This is a genomic window from Aminithiophilus ramosus (genome assembly GCF_018069705.1).
GTDB lineage: Bacteria > Synergistota > Synergistia > Synergistales > Aminithiophilaceae > Aminithiophilus > Aminithiophilus ramosus.
On sequence record NZ_CP072943.1, the window covers coordinates 2256283 to 2280600 of the forward strand.

General features: G+C 59.8%; 26 protein-coding genes. 11 read left to right on the top strand and 15 right to left on the bottom strand.

Annotated features, from left to right (window positions below):
• Positions 1-454 precede the first annotated feature (454 nt).
• The 11 genes from KAR29_RS10535 to KAR29_RS10585 all read right to left on the bottom strand — a co-directional run bounded on the left by KAR29_RS10535 (position 455) and on the right by KAR29_RS10585 (position 12050).
• Positions 455-1462 (bottom strand): proline racemase family protein, encoded by a 1008-nt coding sequence (locus KAR29_RS10535; protein ID WP_274372950.1) that lies wholly within the window; start codon positions 1460-1462, stop codon positions 455-457.
• Between the two features lie 121 nt (positions 1463-1583).
• The gene (locus tag KAR29_RS10540) at positions 1584-1856 is read right to left on the bottom strand and encodes a (2Fe-2S)-binding protein (protein WP_274374972.1); all 273 of its coding nucleotides are present in this window, start codon (positions 1854-1856) and stop codon (positions 1584-1586) included.
• Positions 1856-2368, bottom strand: coding sequence for an NADH-quinone oxidoreductase subunit I (locus tag KAR29_RS10545; protein WP_274372951.1), 513 nt, complete (start codon positions 2366-2368; stop codon positions 1856-1858). Before KAR29_RS10545 ends, KAR29_RS10540 begins: the two co-directional genes overlap by 1 nt.
• Positions 2369-2372: 4 nt before the next feature.
• Positions 2373-3470 (bottom strand): NAD(P)/FAD-dependent oxidoreductase, encoded by a 1098-nt coding sequence (locus KAR29_RS10550; protein ID WP_274372952.1) that lies wholly within the window; start codon positions 3468-3470, stop codon positions 2373-2375.
• 14 nt (positions 3471-3484) lie between these two features.
• Complete coding sequence (locus KAR29_RS10555) at positions 3485-3805, bottom strand: (2Fe-2S)-binding protein (RefSeq protein ID WP_274372953.1); 321 nt, start codon at positions 3803-3805, stop codon at positions 3485-3487.
• Positions 3806-3820: 15 nt separating this feature from the next.
• Positions 3821-4966, bottom strand: coding sequence for an NAD(P)/FAD-dependent oxidoreductase (locus tag KAR29_RS10560; protein WP_274372954.1), 1146 nt, complete (start codon positions 4964-4966; stop codon positions 3821-3823).
• Between the two features lie 1241 nt (positions 4967-6207).
• The gene (locus tag KAR29_RS10565) at positions 6208-6600 is read right to left on the bottom strand and encodes a DUF6672 family protein (protein WP_274372955.1); all 393 of its coding nucleotides are present in this window, start codon (positions 6598-6600) and stop codon (positions 6208-6210) included.
• Positions 6601-6614: 14 nt separating this feature from the next.
• Positions 6615-7718 (bottom strand): ABC transporter permease, encoded by a 1104-nt coding sequence (locus KAR29_RS10570; protein WP_274372956.1) that lies wholly within the window; start codon positions 7716-7718, stop codon positions 6615-6617.
• The gene (locus tag KAR29_RS10575) at positions 7715-8611 is read right to left on the bottom strand and encodes an ABC transporter permease subunit (RefSeq protein ID WP_407649492.1); all 897 of its coding nucleotides are present in this window, start codon (positions 8609-8611) and stop codon (positions 7715-7717) included. Before KAR29_RS10575 ends, KAR29_RS10570 begins: the two co-directional genes overlap by 4 nt.
• A gap of 139 nt (positions 8612-8750) precedes the next feature.
• The gene (locus KAR29_RS10580) at positions 8751-10364 is read right to left on the bottom strand and encodes a sugar ABC transporter ATP-binding protein (protein WP_274372958.1); all 1614 of its coding nucleotides are present in this window, start codon (positions 10362-10364) and stop codon (positions 8751-8753) included.
• Between the two features lie 495 nt (positions 10365-10859).
• Positions 10860-12050, bottom strand: a complete 1191-nt coding sequence (locus KAR29_RS10585) for a DUF3798 domain-containing protein (protein ID WP_407649573.1) — start codon at positions 12048-12050, stop codon at positions 10860-10862.
• Positions 12051-12869: 819 nt separating this feature from the next.
• On the opposite strand from KAR29_RS10585, the gene KAR29_RS10590 reads away from it, so the two are divergent.
• Positions 12870-13307 (top strand): methylglyoxal synthase, encoded by a 438-nt coding sequence (locus KAR29_RS10590; RefSeq protein ID WP_274372959.1) that lies wholly within the window; start codon positions 12870-12872, stop codon positions 13305-13307.
• 4 nt (positions 13308-13311) lie between these two features.
• Here KAR29_RS10590 and KAR29_RS10595 read toward each other — a convergent pair whose 3' ends face one another.
• Entirely contained in the window at positions 13312-14244 is a 933-nt protein-coding gene (locus KAR29_RS10595) for an EamA family transporter (RefSeq protein WP_274372960.1), read from the bottom strand.
• A 140-nt stretch (positions 14245-14384) separates the two neighbouring features.
• Between KAR29_RS10595 and KAR29_RS10600 the strand changes: the two genes are divergently transcribed.
• The 10 genes from KAR29_RS10600 to KAR29_RS10645 all read left to right on the top strand — a co-directional run bounded on the left by KAR29_RS10600 (position 14385) and on the right by KAR29_RS10645 (position 21472).
• Positions 14385-15770 (top strand): NlpC/P60 family N-terminal domain-containing protein, encoded by a 1386-nt coding sequence (locus KAR29_RS10600; RefSeq protein ID WP_274372961.1) that lies wholly within the window; start codon positions 14385-14387, stop codon positions 15768-15770.
• 132 nt (positions 15771-15902) lie between these two features.
• On the top strand, positions 15903-16424 hold the full coding sequence (locus KAR29_RS10605) for a Na+/H+ antiporter subunit E (protein WP_274372962.1): 522 nt from the start codon (positions 15903-15905) through the stop codon (positions 16422-16424).
• Positions 16421-16678: a monovalent cation/H+ antiporter complex subunit F gene (locus KAR29_RS10610; RefSeq protein WP_274372963.1), complete on the top strand. Its 258-nt coding sequence runs from the start codon at positions 16421-16423 to the stop codon at positions 16676-16678. Before KAR29_RS10605 ends, KAR29_RS10610 begins: the two co-directional genes overlap by 4 nt.
• Positions 16675-17025, top strand: coding sequence for a monovalent cation/H(+) antiporter subunit G (gene mnhG, locus KAR29_RS10615; RefSeq protein ID WP_274372964.1), 351 nt, complete (start codon positions 16675-16677; stop codon positions 17023-17025). The genes KAR29_RS10610 and mnhG overlap by 4 nt, the downstream gene beginning before the upstream one ends.
• A complete protein-coding gene (locus KAR29_RS10620; RefSeq protein WP_274372965.1) occupies positions 17022-17288 on the top strand; it encodes a Na(+)/H(+) antiporter subunit B in 267 nt (88 codons plus the stop codon). Before mnhG ends, KAR29_RS10620 begins: the two co-directional genes overlap by 4 nt.
• Positions 17285-18028, top strand: a complete 744-nt coding sequence (gene mbhE / locus KAR29_RS10625; protein WP_274372966.1) for a hydrogen gas-evolving membrane-bound hydrogenase subunit E — start codon at positions 17285-17287, stop codon at positions 18026-18028. Before KAR29_RS10620 ends, mbhE begins: the two co-directional genes overlap by 4 nt.
• Positions 18028-18372 (top strand): sodium:proton antiporter, encoded by a 345-nt coding sequence (locus tag KAR29_RS10630; protein WP_274372967.1) that lies wholly within the window; start codon positions 18028-18030, stop codon positions 18370-18372. The genes mbhE and KAR29_RS10630 overlap by 1 nt, the downstream gene beginning before the upstream one ends.
• A complete protein-coding gene (locus KAR29_RS10635; RefSeq protein WP_274372968.1) occupies positions 18369-19832 on the top strand; it encodes a complex I subunit 5 family protein in 1464 nt (487 codons plus the stop codon). The genes KAR29_RS10630 and KAR29_RS10635 overlap by 4 nt, the downstream gene beginning before the upstream one ends.
• Entirely contained in the window at positions 19829-20062 is a 234-nt protein-coding gene (locus KAR29_RS10640) for a hypothetical protein (protein WP_274372969.1), read from the top strand. Before KAR29_RS10635 ends, KAR29_RS10640 begins: the two co-directional genes overlap by 4 nt.
• Positions 20063-20065: 3 nt before the next feature.
• The gene (locus KAR29_RS10645) at positions 20066-21472 is read left to right on the top strand and encodes a proton-conducting transporter transmembrane domain-containing protein (protein WP_274372970.1); all 1407 of its coding nucleotides are present in this window, start codon (positions 20066-20068) and stop codon (positions 21470-21472) included.
• A gap of 73 nt (positions 21473-21545) precedes the next feature.
• Here the strand turns inward: KAR29_RS10645 and KAR29_RS10650 are convergent, their stop codons facing one another.
• From KAR29_RS10650 to KAR29_RS10660, 3 genes are all read right to left on the bottom strand, one after another.
• Positions 21546-22502, bottom strand: a complete 957-nt coding sequence (locus tag KAR29_RS10650; protein WP_274372971.1) for an SPFH domain-containing protein — start codon at positions 22500-22502, stop codon at positions 21546-21548.
• Between the two features lie 10 nt (positions 22503-22512).
• The gene (locus KAR29_RS10655; RefSeq protein WP_274372972.1) at positions 22513-22983 is read right to left on the bottom strand and encodes an NfeD family protein; all 471 of its coding nucleotides are present in this window, start codon (positions 22981-22983) and stop codon (positions 22513-22515) included.
• Positions 22984-23094: 111 nt separating this feature from the next.
• The gene (locus tag KAR29_RS10660; protein WP_274372973.1) at positions 23095-24279 is read right to left on the bottom strand and encodes a YibE/F family protein; all 1185 of its coding nucleotides are present in this window, start codon (positions 24277-24279) and stop codon (positions 23095-23097) included.
• Positions 24280-24318 lie beyond the last annotated feature (39 nt).

Genomic DNA, 24318 nt, shown 5'->3' on the forward strand with positions numbered 1-24318 from the left:
CGGCGAGAAAGGAAAAGGCAGAAAAAGGGTAAGTCCTCCGCCTCGAGGGAAGAGGAGAGACTTGCCCTCTCGTCATCGGTCTGCGACGCCCCTCTCCGGGGTCTCTCCCCCGGGGAGGACGGATCGCACGAGACCAAACGGGAGAGGGTTCGGGAAGAGAGCCCCATGCCTGCGACCCTTTCCGGAGCAGGACCCTCTCCGGGCGACCCTGTCCGGAGAGAGACAGCCCTCTTTCCGCCGCATCGAAACGACGGGAGTCGCGGAGATCGTCTTCCACGTCGACAGGACGGCTCCGCCTTTCCAGAGGGCGGGACCGCCATCTGCCGTCCAGGACATCCCTACCTGGAAGGACGAAAAAGCGAAGGTCCTGAAACCAGCATAGACCATCGACGAAGAAGAGACAACGGGAGGATCCCTCGCCTCTTCTTCGTGTCGTCTCTGCAGCGAGGAACGTTCAGCGCTTGAGGAGGAAACCGGACCCCACGTCGTCCTTGGGCTGACGGACGAGGAAGTTGAAGCCCGTCACCCACGACCGGCCTCGGAGGACGGGCAGGACCGTGTCGAAATCGCCCACCTTGGGGCCTTCCGTGACGGAACCCTTGAAAAGACTGCCCGTCACCCCTTCGTGGAGGAAGGTCTCGCCCGGGGCGAGCTTTCCCTTGGCGGCCAGAAGGGCCATCTTGGCGCAGGTTCCCGTGCCGCAGGGCGAACGGTCCACCGAGCCCTGGCCGAAGACGACGATGTTCCGCGTCGGGAGGCCCTTCCTCTCGAGACTGAATTCGGTGAGCTCCACCTTGTCGATGGCCGGCTCCAGGGGGTGACGGACGGCGACGGCCTCGTTGACGACATCGCGGATCTCCAGCCCCAGCCGGGTCAGACGGGGAACCTCCTCGGCGGCCAGAGTCAGGTCGAGCTGGTCGGCGGCGACGATGGCGAAGAAGTTGCCGCCGAAGGAGATGTCGAGGTGGATCTTCCGGTCGAGAGAGGGCACGAAGACCTCGACGTCGCGCCTGTAGACGAAGGCCGGGACGTTGCCCAGCTCCACCTCGCCGACGACGCCGTCTCGGACCTCCACTTTCATGTGGACCAGACCGGCGACCGTATCGAAGACGACCTCCGTGTAGGGCTCCGCCTTGGGAATCCAGCCCAGTTCGACAGCTGTCCGGGCCAGGCCGATGGAGCCGTGGCCGCACATGGAAAGGCTCCCTCCCGAGTCCATGAAGATGACGCCGAAGTGGGCCTCGCGACGGCAGGGAGGCGTCAGGAGAGCGCCGAACATGTCGCCGTGGCCTCGTGGTTCGCACATGGCCAGGACGCGGAAGTCGTCGTGGTTCTCCCTGAGATCGAGCCACTTCTCGCCCATCGTCGCGCCCTTGAGAAGGGGCGCGCCTCCGATAATGAGCCGCGTGGGCTCTCCTCCCGTATGGGTATCGACGACGGCTACAAGTCCGGTGATTTCCATGCAAGTCCCTCCCTTTTCGATCCAGAAAACTTTCCCCTTGATGAAGCGCCTGAGAACGACGACTAAAAAACCTTACCCGGCGGCTCGAGGCCTCCGGGTAAGGTCGAGGAGCGAAAGAGCCCTACTTTTCGGCGGCAGCGGCCACGAGGCCGACCTTGACGGGCTTTGCGGGGGGCCTGAAGGTTCCGGGGTCCACTTCGGATACGGGAACGTTCCTGGCCCGAGCGATCTCCTTGAGGATGATGTCCCGGCAGCCCCGGCCCTGACAGGGCCCCATGCCGACGCGCAGAACCCGCTTCAGCTCGTCAAAGCTGTCGTAGCCCCTGTCGATCCACTTGCGGATCTCCTCCATCGTCACTTCTTCGCAGCGACAGACGACGATTTCCTTTTCCATCACTTCTTCACCACCTTGATGGCTCGGATGACGCTCACCAGGTCACGGGGCACGTCGACGTGGACGACGATCGTACGGTCTTTCAGTGGCTCCGTGACGGCCCTCACCGTGCCGCGGGACACTTCCGCACCCTCACGGTTCAGGCAGGCCACTTCCTCCCCCTTGGCCGGGCGGGGAAGCATTTCGTAGGGCAGCTTCATCAGAGCCCTGCCCTCGCCTCCTGCCGTGAGGTCCACGACGAAGCAGGCCAGGCCCGGGCAGATGGCCACGCATTTGGCGCAGCCGATGCATTTCTCGTAGTCGATCCGCGGCGTGTCGTTGATGTCCTCGAAGGGGAGGATCGCTCCCGTCGGGCAGCTCGACGCGCAGGGGTTGCAGGGGATGCGCTGGGGGCATTCGATGAGGACCAGGCCGTTTCTTTTCCCCTCCCAGAGGGACAGGGGCGGCTGCTCCGCTCCCGGACGGCTTTCCGTCAGGATTCCGCTGTTGAAGAGTTTCTCGTTGTCGGTCATCTTTTTAGTCCTCCCAGCAGGCACAGCAGCATTTGTCCAGGCCGCAGCGGATCTTTTCGCCCACTTCTCCCGCACGAAGGTGGGTCAGTCGCTGCCAGTAGGCCGCAAGACGCTCGTCGTAGACGCTGTCTTTGACGTGTCCCAGGCTGCGGGCCGCTCCCAGTCCGGCCAGACGACCCTCCACCATGGCCGACGAGGCCTCTTCGATTCCCGCCGCGTCTCCGGCAACCCAGATGTGCGGGTGGCTCGTGCGCATCTGTCCGTCACGACGGGGGACGTAGCCGCACAGTTCGGGCACGAACTTCATGTCGCACCCGGCCTGCCAGAGCAGTTCCGACGTGGGCGTCAGACCGACGGCCATGCAGATGATGTCGCAGTCGATTTTGATGGGTTCCCCTTCGAGACCCTTGTCGCCCACGGCCTGGATGATCGCGCCCGTCACGACGTCCTCGCCGAGGGCCTCGACGATGGTGTGCCTCAGCAGGATGGGCACGCCCAGACGACGGATCTTCGCCGCGTGCACCCAGTAGCCACCGATTCTAGGCATGAATTCGACGACGCCCGCCACGTCCACTCCGGCCTGCATCAGCTGGTAGCTGACGATGAGTCCGATGTTCCCCGCACCGATCATGAGGACCCGCTTGCCCGGCGTGACGCCGTAGACGTTCATCAGCGTCTGGATCGCTCCCGCACCGTAGACGCCCGGCAGGTCGTTCTTCGGGAAGGGGATGAGCCGCTCCATCGCTCCCGTGGCCATGACGATCCGCTCCGGCTTGATGCGGAAGTATTCCTCTTCTCCCGTGCTGAAGCTCATCATGCCGTCCTCTTTGTAGTAACCCAAAGCCGTCGTGTTGACGCGAACGTCGATGCGCTCTTTCAGCCCTTCCAGTTCCTCGAAGAGAAGGTCGCCGATCTTGTAACCCCGCGTGCCGGCGTGTTCGTCTTCCGAGCCGAAGAATTTATGGGTCTGCTTGATGAGCTGACCTCCGAGCTGGAGGTCGCTGTCGACGAGGGTGACCTGCGCTCCCTGGGAGGCCGCCTCGAGGGCCGCCGAGAGTCCCGCCGGACCGCCGCCGATGACCAGGACTTCTGTCGTCTTCATCTTCAGCCGCCCCCCTATTCTTCGGCCAGGGCCACGACGCCCCGCCCGTGCTGCGTTTCCACTTTCATGCCCGCCTTCAGCGGCGTCACACAGGTCCGCACGTTGGGGACTCCGTCGACGACCATGAAGCAGGACGAACATTTTCCGATGGCGCAGAAGAAGCCTCGGGGCTCCTTGCGCTCCGGCGTCACACGGTAGATCCGCACGCCGTTGGCATGAAGCGCCGCCGCGATCGGCTCTCCCTCGAATCCCTTCAGCTCCTTGCCGTCGAAGCTGAAACTCACCTCTTGGGCATGGCTGAACTCCAGGATCGGATGCTGCTTGATCAGTTCCATCGTAGAGGACACCTCCTAGATGCAGGCCGGTTCGAAGAAGAGGTCGTTCTCTTCGAAGCGGGTGAAGCGGAAACGGTGGACGTCGATGAAGGGCTTTTCGCCGTTGACGAACTCGGCCATGATCCGACCCACGGAGGGGCCGAACTGGAGACCGTGTCCGCTCCAGCCGCAGTCGAGGTAGAATCCCTCGACGGGCGTGGGACCGACGATCGCCTGAAAGTCGGGCGTGTTGTCGTAGGGCCCCGTCCACTGGCGGACGATACGCACGCCCGAGAGGATGGGCATCTTGGCGATGACCCGCGTCGTCACCTCTTCCAGGAAGGGCCAGCCCGATTCGTAGGAGGTGTCCTTGGCCTCTTCCGGGTTGCCCCAGCCGAACATGAAGGTCCCGTTGGGGCACTGCTTCCAGTAGCTGCCGTCGTCGAGGCAGAGCGTCATGGGATGGCGCATGCGCTCGACGGGCTCGGTGATGAGGATCTGGTGCCGCTCGGGCTCGATGGGAACCTCGAGACCGACCCACCTGCCCACGTCGACGCTCCAGGGTCCGGCGCAGCAGACGACGGAATCGGCCTCCCAGTCGCCTTGGCTCGTGTGGACGCCGGCGGCCCTGCCGTTTTTCATGATGATCCCCGTGACGGAGGTCTTCTTGTGGATCGCGGCGCCGAGGCGTTTGGCGGCGTCGGCATAGGCGAAGCAGAGGGTGTGGGGATTGACGTGACCGTCCAGCTGGCAGAAGCTGGCGCCCAGCATGCCCTCCAGGTTGAGGTGGGGCGCCACCCGGTGAATCCCCTCGGGCGTCAGGAGCTCCGTTGGGGAACCGAGGGACTGCTGAAGCTTGACGTTTTTCTCGAGCTGGTCGAGCTGGCACTCGGAGTAGGCGATCCAGAGGTAGCCGGCGGGATCGTACTCGAGGTCGGCCTCGTACTCGAGCTCCTTCTGAAGCCGAGGAATAACTTCCATATTATATTGGGCCAGACGGCAGTTGACCTCCGTGCCGAACTGGTAGCGGAGACCGGCGGCGCTGCGGCCACTGCCCCCGGAGGAGATGTAGTCTCTCTCGAAAAGGGCGACTTTGAGCCCCTTCTTGGCGAGGTGATAGGCCGTGGAGCATCCGTGCACGCCACCACCGATGACGGCCACGTCTACGCGATTGCTGCCCATGCAGATTTTCCCCCTTTAACGCTAACGGGTACTCTCTAGATATCTATCATGATAACGAAGGTATTTTCGGATCGGGGATGAATTTTGACCGAAAAGCGGGGAAGTTCACACGGCAGGAGGACGGTCCCAGCAACCGCGCGACCGCGGGCTGGACCAGAGGGAACGCCTGTAGGCGTCGGGATTATAGGCAAATGTAGGGTTCTGCATCTGTCTGCCGCCTCCCGGGTAACCCCGACCGAAAGGCTCGGGGAAGTTAAGTTTCCTAACTAGTTGTATTCTGAAGCCTCGGGGCACATATGTCAAACATGTACTTGTTTTCTCAAATGCACACGACAACTCTTCCCGACTCGGTCCAAGCGTTGATAACGCACCTTTGAGCCCTCATGCGAGAGCAGCCCCCCTGGTGGACGCCATTGCAAAGACTATTCGAGGATTCAAGTCAGCTAAAGTCAGACTGCCATCGATCTCTCCCGGTCCGCGAGGTGAACTTCTTGCTTTCGTCAATCAACCGAAAACGCCCTCCGATCGGCAGGCAGAAACAGGGTGGAAGTCCATCGCCCCGACCAGGAGGCGCCTGGGGGGCGGAGGCGGCTCCCTCGACCCCGCGCCGACGAGGTGATTGGAACGGACCTTGAATCGGCGGATTCGGGCGCCCTCGCTCAGATTCCCCACAGAGCCGGTCCCGTTGTCCTTTCAGAATGTGCTGCCGAAGAGGCAGTGGCCCCGGGGAGCCGGGAAGCGCCGTTTCTCTCCCCTTTCCGTTGTGCAGGAAACATTTGTTCGGCCCCGGGAAAATTCCGACCACCACCGACTTGATGTTGTCGTAACCACACTCCCCGGCGGCTGACGGATCGACGCCTCTCTATTTCATGTAATTTATAAAAAAGAGGGTATAAGGCGCACGTCGACACAAAAAAGACGTGGAACTCCCGGCAACACCCTGCTTTCGTCGTTGAGCCGCACAACAAACGCAACAGAGGTGAGGTGCCTATGAATTCCACGTCCAAGTCGCATCATTGCCTGTTCAAGAAAAACCTAGCACTAAATTTAAAAATCGCGAAAAACGCCCACTCCACCATTAAAAAACTAAGAACAAAACACCATGACAAAAATCGAGGACAAGATAAAAGACTCAAGTTAATTCTTATTGACCTTATCAGCTTGAAAACAAGAAACACAAACAATTAACATCATTTTTAAAAACAAAATATTAAAAATATGTCTAAGTTAATAATTAAATTTTATTTTCCAGCATTAGGAGAGGGAAGGATAAAATTGGGCGAGCCTTCAGTCAAGGCAGGAAGACTAACCATAACTGAATTCTTAAAACCAATTTTTACGGATTCTTCTATAATTTTTAGCGTTTCTCCGTTTTGATCAACAATTTCAACTTTTATCTTCAAAAAAGGTCCTCTTGAAAGGACAACATCCCTATCTCCAGCAGCTAGCTCTAAAATATTGCCATTACCAACAGAAACTTTTAATTTTGCTATAGGCTGATATGTTTTTCCGTCTATAATACTTGATTTGTTGTCCACAAAAACCTGATGTTCTTTGCCTATATAAAAAAGAAAAACCCCTAAAAAAATAAGAAAAACGATCAATCCAGATCTATATTTATTTATTCTAGCCATAAGTTTTCTCCTTTCTAGATAACGCCACGAAGATCTTTGCGTGAGCGCTCTCTATCTTTGTATCGCTTCCATGCATGAAGCACCAAGGCTATTGCAATTATCCCATATGAAATAAACACTCGGAAATACTCGCCAAGCTGAGCTTGTCCAATTAGTTGCTTACCGGCCATAGGCGAAACGACAAACATGAGATGAAACAAAATAACTCCCAAAAAAACATTAGAAATACTGGCTTTGCTTACCGTAGCTCCTCCGATCAGCAAAGCTGCTATAGAAAACATCCCAGCTTGATCATGACTGTTGTAAGTATTAAGAGTGCCGATATTCTGCAAAAATATAACTTGGCCATAGCAAGCCAAAACAGTAGAAATAACCATAGCAATAATTCGAGTTCTTTCTACTGGAATTCCAGCTGCATCAGCAACAGCCATATCTTGGCCTACGGCTCGCATATCTTGACCTAATTTTGTCTTTCCAAACCAAATTATAAATAGACAGAACAAACCAATCACCAAATAAGTACCCCAAGGAACATTAGCTCCCAAAATTGGAACAGGAATGATTTTATCTAAAACCTGTCGCACTCCTGTCAGGCTAATGGCGTTACGAATTCCATAGCCTCGCGAAAGGAGTAACTGTGGATTACTGACGGGAATAAACCATCCCATGATATATAGCACTACAAACTGATAAATCCCGTTGACAAAAAAACCGAGGATATAAGACGTGACCATCTCTCTCCCCTTGGCCCTGTTGAGAACGGCGCCGCACATCCAACCTAATACCATGGCGATGGGAGTACCGACAAGACAGGCCAGGAGGACTCCCGGTAATCCGGCCACACCCCAATCGGTGACGAGAATAAGGCCGACTTGTCCTGCCATGGCTCCCAAAACCATACCGAAATTCAATCCCATCCCGGCCGAAATCGGGATGAGCAGAGACAGAACCAAGAAGGAATTTCGAGCCAACCTCGTCATCATTTCTTGAACGAGATAGGAAGCCGAGAACCCCGAAAGGGGAATGGCAACCATGGACAGGAAGATAAAAACAAGAGGAACTGCATTGTTGACTAAAAGACGCATAACTTTTTCGCGAGAAGTCTCCTTATTGGTCATCTCTTAACCTGCACCTTTCTCGTAAGAGCGTAAAGGATCATGCCGTTACTGACAATTATTCGAATAACCTCAGACATGTCTGTCTGCATAAGGCTGTTGATAACGGAAGGCGTCATAGTCAAGATGCCTTGAAAGAGAAAAGTTCCAACAATAACGTTTAATAGTGAAGCCTTGTTAACTGAAGCGCCTCCCAAAAGAACAGCCGCCACCGCTGGGAAAGCCATGTAAAAAGGCCCCATATAGAGCTGAATAAATCCAAAAGATTGCTGATAGACCAGAATACCTATAGCTCCCAAAACAGTAGAAAGTATTACGGAAAGAGTTCTCATTTTGTCTATATCAATACCAGAAGCACGGGCAAATTCAGGATTACTGCCAACGGCAGTCATAGCCGTCCCCACTTTGGTATGGAAGAAAGACCACACCAGAAAACACATAAAAGCAAGAAAAAGAAACATCCCAGTAGGAAAATAAAGCTTTCCAATCTGAAAAGATCCAAAATCCGACAAAATGCGAATCCAAAAATTTTCGACAGAAATAGTGGTTCGCAATCCCGTTCCCCCGTATCCCCAGACCATGACAGGACTTTTATAGGGCAACAAGAGCCAGGCCATGCACATGAGCGCAACGGAGGAAAATCCGACATAGGTCGCAATCATCATTTCGTCGCCCTTGACGTGGTTCAACAAGAGACCGTAACCCCACCCCAGGAAAATAGCCAGGACGACGGCGATAACCATAGCCAGAAGGAAACCCGAAAGCCCCGTCAGGTTAGCCTCGACGCTCGTCACCGCACCTACCAGTCCGGCAATGATTCCCAAGGGAAGGCCAAAATTCAAGCCACAACCCGACTGAATCATCGGAACTAGAGCCAACACCATGACACCGTTCATCCCTACGCGAACGAAAGTATCCGACAGAGACGTATCTACCCGCACTCTGACAAATGGAGCAATCACAAAAAGAGAAAGCAAGAAAAGGCCTATAATAACTCGAGGCCAGCCAGCAGCTTCAACAAAAGCCTTAAATCTGTTATGCACAGGGAATCACCTTCTCTTCTGCGTTTTTACCGCTACCTGACATCAACAGACCGAATTCTTCGGCAGGAGCCGATGGGCTTAAAATGCCCTCGATCTTCCCCTCGCTGACGATGGCGATGCGATCACATATGGAGCGAAGTTCTTCCAATTCAGAACTTGTCATAATGATTGTGGTGCCCTGTTCCTCATTGACTCTCCTGAGCGTATCAAGGACCAGTCTTTTAGCTCCTACATCAATTCCTCTAGTGGGCTCGGAGACAAAAAGGATCTCCGGATCGACACAAAAAGCCTTGGCCAAACAGACCTTCTGCTGATTTCCCCCAGAAAGCTCAATGGCCCTCTGACGACTTCCAGTACATCGAATCTGGAGAGAGTCAATATACTCCTCTGCACATGCCTTTATTGCAGCGTCATCGCGCCACTGCACCCATCCCCCCAGAAAGCCTTTGACATAGCGGCCGTGAACCTGCATGGCTGTAAAGGCTATATTCCAGTCTATGGGCTCCTGCAACAACAGGCCCACGCCTCGACGGTCTTCGGAAACAAAGGCCATTCCCGAGGCAAGAGCCAGTTTGGGATCGTTCAGACGAACTTTGTTACCCTTCAGGGACACCGTTCCACCTGAGGTAAAAAGACCCATAATCCCATTGGGAATTCCCAACTTGCCCTGCCCGGCCAGACCCCCGATTCCGAATATTTCGCCCTTGTGGACACAAAACGAGACATCCCTCACCGTTTCTCCTGGCATATCTACCCAAAGATGCTCCACTTCCAGAACAGGATCACCTAAATTGCGTTTAACTGATCGCCTGTCCGATGGATCTTCTACTTTACGCCCAACCATCCATTGGGCTATCTGCCGTACGGAAACGCCACATGCCGGAACATCTTGAATAATTTGCCCATCCCGCAGAACAACTACCTTATCGCATAGATCAATGACTTCCTGAAGGCGATGAGAAATAAAAATTATAGAAATACCGCGAGAAGCCAGCTTCTTTAAAGCAGATAATAAAATTTGAGCTTCAGTTTCGGTCAAAACTGCCGTAGGCTCATCTAGAATAAGCAATTTCATTTGAGTTCGATCTAATTCGCGAGCAATCTCCGTAAATTGCTTATGTCCCACAGGCATTTCACTAGTAAGCGTTTCCGGGTCCAAATCCACACCAAGAGTTTCAATAGCACGAAGAGCACGAGCCCTCATGCTAGGACGGTCCAATGTAGATATTCGCTCTCCAAAGAAATTCACCATAGGGTTGGATTTGAAGGATTCTCGATTAAGCAGAATATTCTCAGCCGCCGTAAAACCTGGAATCAGCGAGAATTCCTGGTGAACCATACCAATTCCAGCTTCTAAAGCATCAAATGGATTAGAAAAATGAATTTTAGATCCATTAAACAAAACATCTCCATCAAATCCGCCAGTCTCATGAATATCAGGCATACCGAAAATAATTTTCATTAAAGTTGACTTTCCCGCACCGTTTTCCCCGACTAGCCCAAGGATTTGTCCAGGATCTAAAGAAAAGCTCACATCAGAAAGAACTCGATTGCCAAAAAAATCTTTACCGACATGGTTCATCTGCAAAAGAGGAATTCCCGTCATGCACCCCTCACCTCGTTTTTCTTGTCAACCAATTTAAAAGTATTCTATTTTACTTCCCTGCAAGCTTTTTGTTTTATTAATTTTTAATCATATTGGATCACAAGTCTTCGCATTGTCTCAATTCTCTTTACTAGATATCGTACTCTAAAATATGATATTTTGTCTACTGTCCGTCGGAGGGTGATGCAATTCAAATAAATCAATTATTTTAAAAACAAAAACACGGCGGACTCTTTTTGTGCATTTCCCTTGGCTCCATATAGGCTACAGCCCCCCACAAGGGTTATGTTTGAGGTTTCGAGACCGCCAAACATCGTCCGAGGGAGGGCTTAACCACAGAGGCACGACACCACGAGGGACACTCGGAAGAACGTCAGAGACTCGAAGACCACCGACATCGGCGAGAGGAAACACCCTACATAACCCTACATAATAAAGATGGCAAGGAGAAGCCGAACATCGACCTTCCCCTTGCCACGTCGCTCACCGAAAAGGCTACATGTTCTTAAACTTTTCGGGAACCTCAACGGAGGTGGTATTCAGGTAACCCTTGCCGAAAATGTACGTATCCTGATAAACCAAAACAAAATTATTCATCTTGACGCTGGTCTTGGCATCGACGTAGGCGTTGCCGTTCCACTGAGCTCCCGGCGTGTACTTGGCATAGCAGTCCCAGAGGTCGTTCAGGTTGCCCAAAGTGGCCTTGCCTTCCGTGATTCTCTTGCCGTACTCGGTCAGAGCGCAAACGGTGCTCCACCCGTAGGAGAAGGCCCAAGTCCCCATGCGACCCGCTCCGCCTTCGTCGATAACCACTTTCTCGACCTTCTTCAGGATGGCGGGCCAATCTCCCTTTTCGGCCGAAAGATCGATTCCGAAAGCACCGGGATACCCCATGATGGGAGAGGGAAGGTCAGGCTCGACGAAGAGGGCTCCGTACTTGGCGACCTGCTTCAGCAGCGGCTCGGTCTGTCCGTCGTTGGTGCAGAAGAAAACCGTGTCTTTTCCGTATTTGTCGATCCAGGCCGGGACTTTCTCGAGGATGAACTGCTGAGCTCCAGCCATGCCGACGTCAGAGGTGGGATCGGGAGCCGTCTCGAAGGCAAAGGTCAATCCCAGTTCCTTGCAGGCTTCCTCCATGATGTTGCGGCGCCGCGAAAGGAGCTCGTAGCTCATGTGGCGAGGGAAAGAAATATGCACAAACGTCTTGGCGCCCAATTCCTTGGCGGAATGAATGATCAGATAGCCACGGACGATGTTATCGACACCGATGGCAAAATCAGCCGCGCCGCCAATGACGTTGGGATCTTCCTGAGGTTCACCGGCGAAGCAGAGGATATCATCGCGTTTTTCATGAATCCGGCGGAAAGCCTCCGAGGTGCCGGGGATGGCGTCGTCGACGATGACGACCTTCATTTTCGGGTCATCGGCAAAAGACGTGATCTGAGTGATCGTGGTCTCCATTTCCGACATGAAATTGTCCGGCATGGTGACGTGCTTGATCATGCCTCCATTGGCGACATCCCCGTACTCCTGCAGCATGCGCTCCGCCCCGCGCAAGGTATCCTCTGCCTGCGACACCGTCAACGTAGCGATCCCGATGTGGAATGCCGGTTCCTCCGCGAAAGCACATGAAGCCAGAAGCAAGAATAGCATCCCACCAAGCAACAGTGCTGCCCAACGCCTCATCATAGCCCTACACCTCCGACGCTTAAGATTGATAAAACCCTTACTCAAGGTTAAGCGTCGGAGCCTTCGTTGTCAACAGGCAAGAAGGTTGAGATGTATTATATTTCTGTAGAGCATTTCTATTGACTAAACTAATTATTGTTTGTCGCGACCACGAGAACCGCATCCCCAGCCGCAGCCGAGCGCTTCGCTCTCGTTTTGTTTAGCTTGATACCTGATTGTTTTTGTGTTACCTGTCATGGCAAAGGCTCCGTTTTTCGTATTTTAGTTAAATATCAAAAATCCCACGCCGAGCACAGGTCCTCCTTACTCTTCATTCGAGAGGAATCCCTGATACAGCACGGTTCAGCGGTTACACGGCCTCCACCTCTGGGAGTTATGGGGCAAAACCCGCTCTCCCCAACCCCATTCTAAAGAGAACCCGCCTCACCGCCTCCCCAAAGTCCCGTTCACCTTGGAACCCGAGTTTTTCAGATGGTCGAGCTCCCCCCTTCGGAAAGCAAGAGAGGCTTCTCAAAATCCCTTTTTCCTAAACCTGCCGAAAGGCGAACGACCTCAAAAGGCCTTTCGCCCATGCGCTTCCAGGGGACGCCACCTCGATCGGCAGACAAAAGCAGGATGGGCATCGGCCCGGTCAGGAGGCGTCTGGAGGACGGAGACGGTTGCCTCGAACCCTCACCGGCGAGGGGATTGGAGCGGTCCTTGAATCGGTGGATCCGACGACGCCTGTCCTGAAGAGCCTGCGGATTCGGGCGCTCAAACCCGTCTCCCCTTCCGGGGCCGGTGACGGTACAATGGAGGAAAGGGGGAGGATCTGCCATGAAGCGAATCGGCATCATCGCCCACGACGAGCGGAAAGAGGATCTGCTCCTGTGGGTCGGCCGCAACCTCGAGGCCTTTCGCGAGATCCACCTTTTCGCCACGGGGACGACGGGGAGACTCCTGGTCGAGCGCTATCCGGGCCTTGAGGTGACGCGATTCCGCAGCGGCCCCCTCGGCGGCGACCAGCAGATGGGAAGCCACATCGCCGAGGGCGAGATCGACGGCCTCATCTTCTTCATCGACCCCCTGGGGACACATCCCCACGACGTGGACATCAAGGCCCTGCTGCGTCTGGCCGTTCTCTACAACATCCCTTCGGCCTTCAACCAGGCCACGGCCGACTTCCTCGTCACCAGCCCCCACTTCCGGGGCGGCTACGTCCCTCAGAGAAAGAGTTACGAGCCCTATATCAACCGCTTCGCCGCCAAAGGCTGAGACGTCAGACGCCGCGGCGCGCCGTGGCCCTGATCTCGGCGATCCAGCCCGGGGCCAGGACGAGGGCGACGCCGACCATGATGACGGCCATGGCGACGACGTTGACGGCGCTCACGGCCTCTCCCAGGACGAGCCAGCCCAGGAGGGAGGCCACGAGAGGATTGGTGAAGGCGTAGCTCGTGGCCACGGCGGGACGGGTCGACCTCAGCAGGAAGAGATAGATGCAAAATCCGACGAGGGAGCCGGCGGTGACGAGAAAGACCTCGCCCATGAGGGCACGGGCGGGCAGGGGCCAGACGACGGACTCTCCCCGGAAGAGGCCGACGGCGAGGACGACGAAGCCGCCGGTGATCATCTGGATGGCCGAGCCCAAGGGACGGTGGAGGATGGGCAGGCGGCGGCTGAGGACGGAGCCGAGGGCCCAGGTGAGACCGGAGAGAAAGACGAGGGCGATGCCGAGGAGATTTCCCTGAAAGGCCCCGTCGAGCCGGAGGAGGACGACGCCGCAAAAGCCGACGGCGATGCCGGCGAGCTCGTTCCGGCGGGGCATGAGGCGCTCCGAAAGGGCCACGATGACGACGGTCCAGAGGGGAATGAGGGCCAGAAGGGTCGCCGCCAGGGCCGAGCTGACCCGCTGCTGGGCCACGACGAGCAGCCCTGAACCTCCGACGAAAAGGAGAAAGGCGATGGGCAGGGTCCAGAGCCAGGCCGCAAGAGGCATGGGGCTCTCGCCTCGCAGACGGAGCCAGATATAGAGGAGACTTCCTGCGACGATGAAGCGGACGGCGTTGACCAGATAGGGGCCGAATCCCTCCAGGGCCAGGCTGTTGGCCAGGAAGGTCGAGCCCCAGCAGAGGTAAAGGGTAACGAGAGCCAGCGCCGTCAGAAAACCGCGACGGGAGATCGCTTCGGGCGAACCCGATGGAGTGGACGACATGGAGCACCTCCTGAGGGAATGAGCCGCGACAGTCGGCCCGCGGCGGCCGAAAAGGCAAGGGGCTCCGTCCGAGAGGGCCCGCCTTAGCGATCGGAGAAGCCGCCGCCGCAAAAACGACCCGAATCGAAGGAGGAACGACGGTGACGACGAGAAACCACCTGCACCCCTTGGCCTGGAGCACGTTCCGGTGCCTCATTATACTCCAGCTGCTTGCCTGTTTCTCCCTCCGGGGCGGAAGGGGGCCCGCCTGGGCTCTGGCCGACCTCGATCGAATCCCCCAGGACCCCCGCTTCCTCGTTCAGGCCGACGAGGCCGAGAAGAGACTCCTCTCCCCCGAGGCCCAGGCCGAAAAAGCCGATGACTACCTCCGGCGCCACTTCGATCCCTGGCGCCGTGCCGAGGCCCGCCACAGTGCCCGGGAGGCCTTCTGGGCACTGGACCGTTACGAAAAGAGACCGGCCTGGGGAGAGAACCTTCAGCTCCGCGACCCGTCCTGGCTGGAGGACCTCGCCGCCCTCTGCGACAGGGGCAACTACCCCAGCCGGGCGGAACGGGCCGTCGCCGTCGACAACCTGGCCCTCCGAGGACTCCCCTCCGACCGTCCCCACTTCAACGACCCCGCTCTGGCCGGAGAGGGCTACCCCTTCGACAACCTTCAGAACTCGGCCGTCTGGGCCGGAACGCCCCTTCTCGTCACCCACGCCTCGTCGGACGGCTCCTGGCTCCACGTCGAGGCACCCTTCGCCGCAGGCTGGGTCCACCCCTCTCAGATCGCCTATGTCGACGAGGCCTTCGTCAGGACCTTCATGGCAGGGCCCTTCGCCGTCGTCGCCGTCGACGACCTCGCCGTGAAGGACAGAGAGGGCCTCCACCGCTTCCGGGCCCAGACGGGAACGCTCCTCCCTCTCGTCAGGGCCGACGCCTGGCGCCTCACCGTCCGGGTCCCCTTCGGCGACGGACGGGGCGAGGCCCACCTGGCCGAGGCCGTCATCGGGCGGGGTAAGGCCCTTCCCTTCCCTCACCCCCTGACGCCGTGGAAGGTGGCCACTCTGGCCTCGCGCCTCGCCGGCCAGAGCTACGGATGGGGCGGCCTCTACGGAAACCGCGACTGCTCGGCCCTGACGCGCGATCTTTTCACCCCCTTCGGACTCTGGCTGCCGCGCAACTCGGGCGGACAGAGGCAGACAGGCCACGTCGTCGGCCTCGAGGGGCTCTCGCCCGAGGAGAAGGCGGCGGTCATCGTCGCAAGAGGCCGTCCCTTCGCCTCTCTCGTCGCCATGGCGGGCCACGTCATGGTCTACGTCGGCCAGAGGGAGGGGAAACCCCTCGTCTTCCACAACCTCTGGGGGATCAGAACGCTCGACAGGGCGGGCGTCGCCGGACGGCACGTCATCGGCCGGGCCGTCGTCACCACTCTCGAGGCGGGCCGGGAACTGCCCCTCGTCGCCCCCGGAGGCCTTCTCATCGATCGCGTCACCGAGCTGATCCTTCTGACGGATGACAGGGAGAAGGATAGAGGTCCCTGACGTCCTTTCCCCTTTTGCCATCGAGACTGATCTCTGCTACAGTTATGCAGTATTCTTGACGCCGCCGCATCACCCCTTCCGTCGCCAAGGCGACGATCTCCCGTCTCCGCAACCGGGAAAGGATGGTGCCCTTTGCTCGTAAGCCCCGTCAAGCCTTTCGCTCTCGGAGCTGCCCTCTTTCTGGTCTGGCTGGCGACGACAGGCCGTCTCGATCTTCCCTTCGTCCTTCTGGGCCTGCTCGTCTGCGTCGTCGTCGTTCATCTCACCTGGTCGACCTTTTTCGCCGGAGCCCACGATTTTTCCCTGCGGGGAAAGCCCTGGCCCCGATTCCGCCTTCTGCGCCTCCTCCGCTACCCCTTCTTCTTTCTCGCCGAGCTCCTCTCGGCCACATGGGAAGTGGCCCTCCTGGCCCTGAGACCCACCGTCGACCTGCACCCGGCCATCGTCCGATTCGAAAGCGTCCTTCACAACAGGACGGCCCTGGTTCTTCTGGCCAATCAGGTCACGCTCACGCCGGGGACGTTGACCATCGACGCCGACGTCAACGATCACAGCCTTTTCGTCCACGTCCTCGACCTGGGCCAGGAGGGGCTCGACGGGGTGGACCGCGACGTCCGGACATTGGAAGATGAGATGAGGAGGGTCGTCCGATGACGGACATCGTCCTCTGGGGCCTTCTTCTCACGGCGGCCCTGGGTTTCTGGCGCGTCGTCGTCGGCCCCACGATCCCCGACCGGATCGTGGCCGCCGACACCCTTTCGACGCTTCTGACGACTTTCATCGTCCTCCTGGGCCTCCGCTTCCGCAACGCCGTCTTCCTCGACATCGCCCTGGCCTTCGCCGTCCTCTCCTTCGCCGACGTCCTCATCATGGCCAAGTACTTCGAACACGGGGAGCTCCATCGATGACGGCTCTTCTCGACGGTCTCGTCGCCTTCCTCATGCTCTCGGGCCTTTTTTTCGCCTTCGCCTCCGTCGTGGGCGTCATCCGCTTTCCCGACGTCTACACCCGCCTTCACGCCTCGACGAAGGCCCTCTCGGGAGGCGCCCTTCTGATCCTCCTCGGCACGGCCCTGAAGACGGCCCTTTTCGGGAACGGACCGGCGACGGTCAAGATCCTTCTCATCGCCGGCTTCCTCCTGGCCACGAACCCCCTGGCCTCCCACGCCATCGCCCGGGCCTGCTACCGTCACGGCATCGTCCCCCGAGGAACCGTCGACGATTACGGCAAGAGGCTGAAAGGAGACCGCCCGTGAGCCTTCCCTTCTTCGCCTTCCTCTGCCTTTTCCTCGTCGTCACGGCCGTCACGGCCGCCGAGGCCTCGGACATGCTCAGCGCCGTCATCGCCCTCTCCGTCTTCGGCGTTCTCATGGCCACCCTCTTCGTCATCCTTCAGGCCCCCGACGTGGCCCTCACCCAGGCCATCATCAACTCGGGCCTCGTCACCTCCCTCTTCCTCGTCGCCTACAGCCAGACCCAGAAGAGGGGCGACGACCTCGACAGGGACGGCGACCGATGAGAGGCAGAGACTTCCAGAAGCTGGGCGCCCTCGCCCTGGCCCTGACCCTGGGGGGCTGGCTCTGGCGGGGCGTGACGCTCAGCCCCTATCAGGGGATAACGGGACCGGCGGCCCGCTACATCCTCAGGACGGCCGAGGAGACGGGCGCCTCCAACGTCGTCGCCGCCATCCTCTTCGACTACCGCGGCTTCGACACCCTGGGCGAGGCCTCCGTCATCTACACCACCGTCTGCGGCGTGGCCCTCCTGTTCGCCAAACGGCGCTACCGGAGATCCTCTCACGGTCTCTCCTTCATCGTGAAGCGGGGCATGGCCCTCCTCGTCCCCTTCATCCTCCTCTACGCCTCGTCGATCATCGTCATGGGGCACCTCTCTCCCGGCGGCGGCTTCCAGGGCGGGGCCGTCATGGCCACCGTGACCGTCCTCTTCTGCGTCGTCTACGGATCGAGCTTCGAGGCGGCCCGGGTCAACCCGAAGGTGAAGGAGACCATCGAGTCGCTGGGAGCCCTGCTCTTCCTCGTCGTCGGTCTCGTCGGCCTCTGGGCCGGAGGGGAGTTCCTCTCCAACGGCGCCGCAGGCTTTCACCTGGGAACTCGGGGGCACCTTTTCAGCGGCGGAACGATTCCCCTCCTCAACGTCGCCGTGGGGATGAAGGTCGGGGCCGGCCTGTCCACCCTCTTCTACAGCATGGTCAAGATCCTCGAAGACCCGACGGAAAGCTCCCCGGAGGTGCCCTCCTGATGACCCTTCTGAGCCTCAGCTACGGCACGGCCATCGTCGTCTTCGCCATCGGCCTCTACACGCTCCTCTCCAAGAGGAACCTCTTCAAGACCGTCATCGCCCTCTCTCTCATGGAGGGCGGCGTCCTGCTCCTCATCACCGCCTCGGGCTACGTGCCCGGAGGCGTCCCGGCCCTTCTCCCCTTTCTCGGAGCCGAACCCGTCAACCCCCTGCCCCACTCCTTCACCCTGACGGCCATCGTCATCGGAGCCGCCGACGTCGCCCTGGCCCTGGCTTTCATCATCAAGATCCACCGCCGCTACGGCACCGTCGACATCGACAGGATCAGGGGACTTCGGGGATGACGCCCGTTCTGGCCATCATCGCCCCCTTCTCGGCGGCCTTCGCCATTCCCCTCTTTTTCGTCTTCCGAAAAGAACTTCTCGGCTTTTCCGTTTTCGCCTTCGGCGCCGTATCGACTCTGACGACCCTCGCCGTCGCCGCCAAAGGGCATTCGGGCCTCGTCTCCGTCATGGGAGGATGGTCACCCGAAACGGGCATCGCCCTCGTCGTCGACAACCTGTCGGCCGCCTTCCTGCTGCTGGCGACGATCGGCTTTTCCGTCTCCCTCGCCGCCTCCGTCGAGACCTTCGGCTACGGCCCCTGGCGCTTCTACGTCCTCTTCTTCCTCAGCTGGGCCGCCACCAACGGCATCCTTCTCACGGGCGATCTCTTCAACCTCTTCGTCTTCTTCGAGATCTTCTCCGTCGCGGCCTATCTCGTCGTCGCCTTCCCCCCCCGGTCGTGGCAGGCCGTCGAGGCGGGCTTCAAGTATCTCGTCTTCGGCACCGTCGGAGCCCTCTTCCTCCTCCTGGGCATCGCCTACGCCTTCATGGCCACGGGACAGCTCAACATGGCCATCCTGGCCCGCGTCCTCCCCACGGCCCCTCCCGCCACGATCTCCGTCGTCATCGGCTGCCTCGTCGTGGGACTCTTCGTCAAAAGCGGCACCGTGCCGGGCCACTTCTGGCTTCCCGACGCCCACTCCTCGGCTCAGACTCCCGTCAGCGCCCTCCTCTCGGGCGTCTTCGTCAAGGCCTCCGTCTACGTCCTTCTCCGCCTCTCCTTCCTCCTCTTCGCCGTCGCCGACGCCAAGATCTATTCCATTCTTCTCCTCTTCGGGACGCTCTCCCTCTGTCTGGGACACCTCATGGCCTTCCAGCAGGAGGACATCAAGCGCCTCCTGGCCTATTCCACCGTGGCCCAGGTGGGGACGATCCTCATCGGTATCGGCTGCGCCTCGCCCGGCGGCGCCGCCGCCGCCGTCTATCATTCCTTCAACCACATGGCGGCCAAGATGGGCCTCTTCCTCGTCGCCGGGGCCCTGGCCGAGGACCGGGCCAGTCGCGACATCGATCAGATGAGGGGCCTTTTCGGCCACAACCCGGCCTACGTCCTCGCCTTCTGTCTTTTCGCCGCCTCCATCGCCGGGATTCCCCCCCTGAGCGGGTTCATGAGCAAGTGGTTCCTCCTCGTCGCCGCCGCCGACGCCCGGGCCTTCGTTCCCGCCGTCGCCGTCGCCGCCGGAACGGTCCTTTCGGCGGCCTACTATTTCCGGGTCCTGAGAGCCTTCTTCTCCCCTTCCGAGACGGCTCCCCCCCACCACCGACCCCGCCCCGTCAAGAACGTTCTCGTCGCCCTTCTCGTCGCCCTCTCCCTCTTCCTGGCCGCCCTTCCCTACATCCCGACCTTCCGGGACGGTCTCTTCGCCATCGGATCGACGGCCTTCGACCGCGAGGGCTACATCGAAAGGGTCCTTCCATGATCGACGGCCTCTCCCTCTCCATGGCGGCCCTGGCCTGCCTCGTGACCCTGCCGGTCTCCCTCTGGAGCTGGAGCGACGGAGGCGGGGCAAGACTCCTCCCCTGGCTCTTCTGCCTCTGCGCCCTGGCGGCCGTGACCGCCTCCGACTGGCTGACCTTCATCGTCTTCCTCGAACTCTCCTCGCTGGCCCTCTTCTTCCGAGACCGACGCAGATCTCTTCAAGGAGCGTGACCGATGATTCGACCTGACGGACTCTCCCTCGTCATGATCGTCCTGGCTCTTTTCATGACGCTCTGCGCCGCCCTCTACCGATGGACCAAGGAGAGCGGGCCGCCGTCGGACCGGGGAGGCGCCCTCCCCCTCTGGCTCTTCTGCCTTTTCGCCTCCCTGGCGGCCCTGGCCGCGGACTGGCTCACCTTCATCATCTTTCTCGAACTCTCCACTCTCTCCCTCTTCGTCGTCGTCCGCCGCCGCGACGAGGAAACGGCCCTTTTTTTCCTCCTCTCCCAGCTGACGGGGGCCTCCGTCCTCTTCGTCGCCGCGGCCCTGGCCTCCTCCTCAGGACTGCCTCCTGCCATGGGCCCCGTGCCGGAGAAACTCTTTCCCCTCTTCGTTGCGGGACTGGGCGTCAAGGCCGCCCTGCCCGGCCTCCATTTCTGGCTCCCCCGGACACACGCCGCGGCCCCGACGGAGGCCAGCGCCCTCCTGTCGGGCTACGCCGTCAAAATGGCCATCTACGGCCTTCTGCGTCTCGCCGGCGGGCCGTCGACGCCCCTCGTCGCCATCGGCGTCGTCATGGCTCTCTACGGCGTCGTCCAGGCCCTGATGCAGCACGATGGGAAACGGCTCCTGGCCTACCACACGGTGAGTCAGCTGGGCTTCATCGTCGCCGCCCTCGCCACGGGAACGACCCTGGGTCGGACGGCGGCCCTCCTTCACGTCGTCGCCCACGCCCTCTTCAAGGGCCTTCTCTTCCTCTCGGCAGGAAGTCTGGAAAAACTCTACGGCAGCCGGGACCTGGCCGAGCTGGGACGGGCCGGGAGGGAGGCGCCCCTCCTCTTCGGCCTCTTCCTCGTCGGAGCCACGGCCATCACCGGCTGCCCTCTCACGAGCGGCTACATGACCAAAATCGTCATCAAAACGTCTCTCTCCGAATATCCCCCGGCCCTCTGGGGGCTTCAGCTGGCCGGAGTGGGGACGACCCTTTCCTTCTGCAAGTTCGGCTACTACGGCTTCTTCCGCCCCTCCGGACCGGACGGAGGGCGGAGCCTCTCGGGAAAGCTGGAGAGGTCCTCCTACCTGTCCATGACCCTTCTCGCCCTGGCGACGGTCGCCTTCGGCGCGACTCCCTTCGTCCGGCCCCTTCTCCCCTTTCCCGCCGAAAGGCTCCTCTCGGCCGAGGCCCTTGTCGGGAGCCTCATTCCCCTCGCCGCGGGCCTCCTTCTCTTCGTCGGCCTGCGCTCTTCCCTCCGCCCCGGGAAAGGAGACGTACCCGACGCCGAAGACCTCCTCGTCCCGGCTGGGAGGCTCGCCTCCGTCCCCCTCCTTTTCATGAGGGCCCTCCACACGGGGAGACTGAGGACCTATCTGGCCCTGCTTGTGGCCGCCCTCCTCTCCGTCTTTCAGGTCCTCATGCCCTGACCTCCGGGACAGATCCGCTCGCTACAAGGAGGCCCCCCTCGTTTCGAGGGGGGCCTCCTTGTAGCGAGCGCCGTCAGGCTTTTTCCGGTTTTCCGGTGAAGATCTCCTTCAGGCCGCCCAGCGAGCCGAGAAGGGCCGTCGCCTCGTAGGGAAGGTAGACGACCTTGTTGTCCCTGCCGCTGACCATCTCGTGCAGGGTCTCCATGTACTTGAGGGCGATGAGATACTGCGTCGGGTCGCCGCCTGCGGCCTTGACGGCCTCGGCGATGGAGGCGATGGCCTCGGCCTCGGCCGTGGCCTGGCGGACGCGGGCCTGGGCCCGGGCCTCGGCGTTGAGGATGAGGGCCTCTTTCTCTCCCTCGGCCCTGTTGATCTGGGCCTGCTGCCCCCCTTCGGCCTCGAGGATCTGGGCCCGTTTCTGCCCCTCGGCCTCGGTGACGCGGGCCCTACGGGAGCGCTCCGACTCCATCTGCTTCTGCATGGCCGTCTGGACCGACTCGGGCGGGTTGACGTCCTGGATCTCGACGCGCGTCACCTTGACGCCCCAGGCGTCGGTGGCCTCGTCGAGGGTGACGCGAAGCCTCTCGTTGATCTCGGCCCGCTTGCTGAGAATCTCGTCGAGGTCCATCTCGCCCATGACGCTTCGCAGCGACGTCTGGGTCAGTTTTTCCAGGGCCAGGGGGAGGTTGGCGATTTCGTAGACGGCCTTGAAGGGATTGTTGATCTGGAAGTAGAGAAGGGCGTTGATCTCCATGAAGACGTTGTCGCGGGAGATGACGTTCTGGCGGGGAAAGTCGTAGACCTGCTCCCTCATGTCGAGCTTGCTCGTCGGCCTCGTCCCCTTTCCGGCGACGATCCAGACGATGGATTTTTCCCTGTCCAGGATGGGAAAGATGACGTTGATGCCCGGTTCGAGGATCTTGTGGAACTTGCCCAGCCGCTCGATGATGACGCGCTGGGACTGGGGAACGATGCGGATCCCCGATACGACGAGAATGACGACGAGGGCGACCAGAGCCAGTATGACCATTTGTTCCTCCTTAGTTTTCTTCCGCTTCGGCCTTGGAACGGACCTCGATGCGGGCTCCGCCGACGGCGGTGACGACGACGGCCGTTCCGACGGAAAGGGCCTTCCCTTGGGGATGAAAAGCCCACCACTCCTTGCCGGCCACCTTCACGTAGCCGCCGCTGCCGTCGGCGGGAACCTCCTTGACGACGCGCCCTGCGGCCCCGATGAGAGCCTCGGCGTTGGAGGGTATCCGGCTCTCCCTGCTGGAGAGGTAGCGGACGACGGCAGGGCGGAGAAGGACGTAGACGGCCAGGGAAGAGAGGGCGAAAAGCCCCATCTGGGCCTGAAAACCCAAGGGGGTGAACAAGGTGACGGCAGCCGGCACGAGGCAGGCCAGGGCGAAGCAGGCCAGGACGAAGCCGGGCGTGAGAATCTCGCCGATGAAAAGGAGCAGGGCGGCGAGGGTCCAGACCTGCCATGGTGCGAGAGGGAAAAGGGACATGGCTCACCTCCTGTTGCCGTGATCGGCTCCTCCATTATAGCGTCGACGTCAAAAAGGGGAGGGCCGCCTGACGATCCCGGCGGGCCCTCCCCTGATCGGAAAACCTTTCGCTCAGGCCGCCGCAGAGGGCCTTTCCCGCCTCGGCCCGGCCTCGTCGAGGACGGGCCGAGACGCCTTCTCCCTGGCGGCCTTCGGGGCGAAGAGGAAGGCGCTGACGGCGGCCGTGAAGGGAGCCACCGTGACGAGGCCGAAACTGCCCACGAGGGTGTGGAGGATCTCGGCCGAGACGTACTGCATGTTGAGGACGTTGGCCAGGGGGATGCCCTGGGCGATGAAGACAAGAAGGAGGCTGGAATAGCTCCCCGTGTAGGCCAGCATGAGCGTCGTCGTCATCGTTCCCACGACGGCCCGCCCTATGGTGAGGCCCGAACGGAAAAGCTCCCTCCGCGAGAGATCGCGCCGCTTCTCTGACAGCTCCCAGAGGGCGCCGGCGATATCCATGGACAGGTCCATCACGGCGCCTGACGAGGCGAGGAAGATGCCGCCGAGAAAGATGGCCGTAAGGTTCAGATGGGGGTAGCCGCTGTAGAGGAGGGTCTCGGAAAAGGGCTTGACGGCGCCGTGGATGCGGAAGGCGCCGCCGAAGGCCAGGGAAAGGCCGCAGGTGCAGAGGATGCCCAGCGCCGATCCGAGAAAGGCCGCCAACCCCTTGCGGCTCAGGCCGCCGACGAGAAAGACGATGGCCGCCGTGAGAATAAGGACGACGGTCAGGGAGGAGACGACGGGATCCCACCCCCGGAGAAAGCCGGGCAGGAGGACCTTCCAGATCATGAGAGCCGTGAAAAAGAAGGAAAGGAGGGCCCGCGCCCCCGTCCAGCCGCCGAAAAGAAGGAGAAGGGCGCAGAAGAGTCCCAGGAGGAGAGCCTGGTCGTCGAGACGGTAATGATCGAGGACGTTGACCTTGGCGATCTCTCCCAGCCCCTTTCCGTCGACGACGGCCAGGGCCCTGTCGCCGGGGAGAAAGACCTTGTCCAGCTCCAGGCGTCCCATGAGGTGGTTGACGGCGTCGACCTCCTCTCCCCTGTGGCTGCCGCCCAGGATGCGGACGCGGAGGCCCTGGTCTCCCGTGCGGACGATGCCGAACTGGCGCATCGTCGAATCGTCGACGGAAAGAATGAGGACCTTGACCCGCTCCGATCCGTCCTCCCCGGCGCGCCAGGAGGGCAGGGCCAGAAGCAGCAGAGTAAGGAGGAAAAAGGCGGCCGTCAGGACATGGTCCCGCCGCTTGGACGTCATGAGAAAGACCTCCTTAAAAAGGGAAAGGGGACCGAAGGG

Coding starts and splice junctions, on each gene's coding strand:
- KAR29_RS10635 (WP_274372968.1), top strand. CDS start 18,369: ATGACGCCCGTTCTGGCCATCATCGCCCCCTTCTCGGCGGCCTTCGCC.
- KAR29_RS10555 (WP_274372953.1), bottom strand. CDS start 3,805: ATGGAACTGATCAAGCAGCATCCGATCCTGGAGTTCAGCCATGCCCAA.
- KAR29_RS10655 (WP_274372972.1), bottom strand. CDS start 22,983: ATGTCCCTTTTCCCTCTCGCACCATGGCAGGTCTGGACCCTCGCCGCC.
- KAR29_RS10640 (WP_274372969.1), top strand. CDS start 19,829: ATGATCGACGGCCTCTCCCTCTCCATGGCGGCCCTGGCCTGCCTCGTG.
- KAR29_RS10580 (WP_274372958.1), bottom strand. CDS start 10,364: ATGACGGGAATTCCTCTTTTGCAGATGAACCATGTCGGTAAAGATTTT.
- KAR29_RS10610 (WP_274372963.1), top strand. CDS start 16,421: ATGACGGACATCGTCCTCTGGGGCCTTCTTCTCACGGCGGCCCTGGGT.
- mbhE (WP_274372966.1), top strand. CDS start 17,285: ATGAGAGGCAGAGACTTCCAGAAGCTGGGCGCCCTCGCCCTGGCCCTG.
- KAR29_RS10570 (WP_274372956.1), bottom strand. CDS start 7,718: ATGACCAATAAGGAGACTTCTCGCGAAAAAGTTATGCGTCTTTTAGTC.
- KAR29_RS10660 (WP_274372973.1), bottom strand. CDS start 24,279: ATGACGTCCAAGCGGCGGGACCATGTCCTGACGGCCGCCTTTTTCCTC.
- KAR29_RS10565 (WP_274372955.1), bottom strand. CDS start 6,600: ATGGCTAGAATAAATAAATATAGATCTGGATTGATCGTTTTTCTTATT.
- KAR29_RS10535 (WP_274372950.1), bottom strand. CDS start 1,462: ATGGAAATCACCGGACTTGTAGCCGTCGTCGATACCCATACGGGAGGA.
- KAR29_RS10590 (WP_274372959.1), top strand. CDS start 12,870: ATGAAGCGAATCGGCATCATCGCCCACGACGAGCGGAAAGAGGATCTG.
- KAR29_RS10585 (WP_407649573.1), bottom strand. CDS start 12,050: ATGAGGCGTTGGGCAGCACTGTTGCTTGGTGGGATGCTATTCTTGCTT.
- KAR29_RS10575 (WP_407649492.1), bottom strand. CDS start 8,611: ATGAACGGTGTCATGGTGTTGGCTCTAGTTCCGATGATTCAGTCGGGT.
- KAR29_RS10540 (WP_274374972.1), bottom strand. CDS start 1,856: ATGGAAAAGGAAATCGTCGTCTGTCGCTGCGAAGAAGTGACGATGGAG.
- KAR29_RS10595 (WP_274372960.1), bottom strand. CDS start 14,244: ATGTCGTCCACTCCATCGGGTTCGCCCGAAGCGATCTCCCGTCGCGGT.
- KAR29_RS10545 (WP_274372951.1), bottom strand. CDS start 2,368: ATGACCGACAACGAGAAACTCTTCAACAGCGGAATCCTGACGGAAAGC.
- KAR29_RS10645 (WP_274372970.1), top strand. CDS start 20,066: ATGATTCGACCTGACGGACTCTCCCTCGTCATGATCGTCCTGGCTCTT.
- KAR29_RS10650 (WP_274372971.1), bottom strand. CDS start 22,502: ATGGTCATACTGGCTCTGGTCGCCCTCGTCGTCATTCTCGTCGTATCG.
- KAR29_RS10550 (WP_274372952.1), bottom strand. CDS start 3,470: ATGAAGACGACAGAAGTCCTGGTCATCGGCGGCGGTCCGGCGGGACTC.
- KAR29_RS10560 (WP_274372954.1), bottom strand. CDS start 4,966: ATGGGCAGCAATCGCGTAGACGTGGCCGTCATCGGTGGTGGCGTGCAC.
- KAR29_RS10630 (WP_274372967.1), top strand. CDS start 18,028: ATGACCCTTCTGAGCCTCAGCTACGGCACGGCCATCGTCGTCTTCGCC.
- mnhG (WP_274372964.1), top strand. CDS start 16,675: ATGACGGCTCTTCTCGACGGTCTCGTCGCCTTCCTCATGCTCTCGGGC.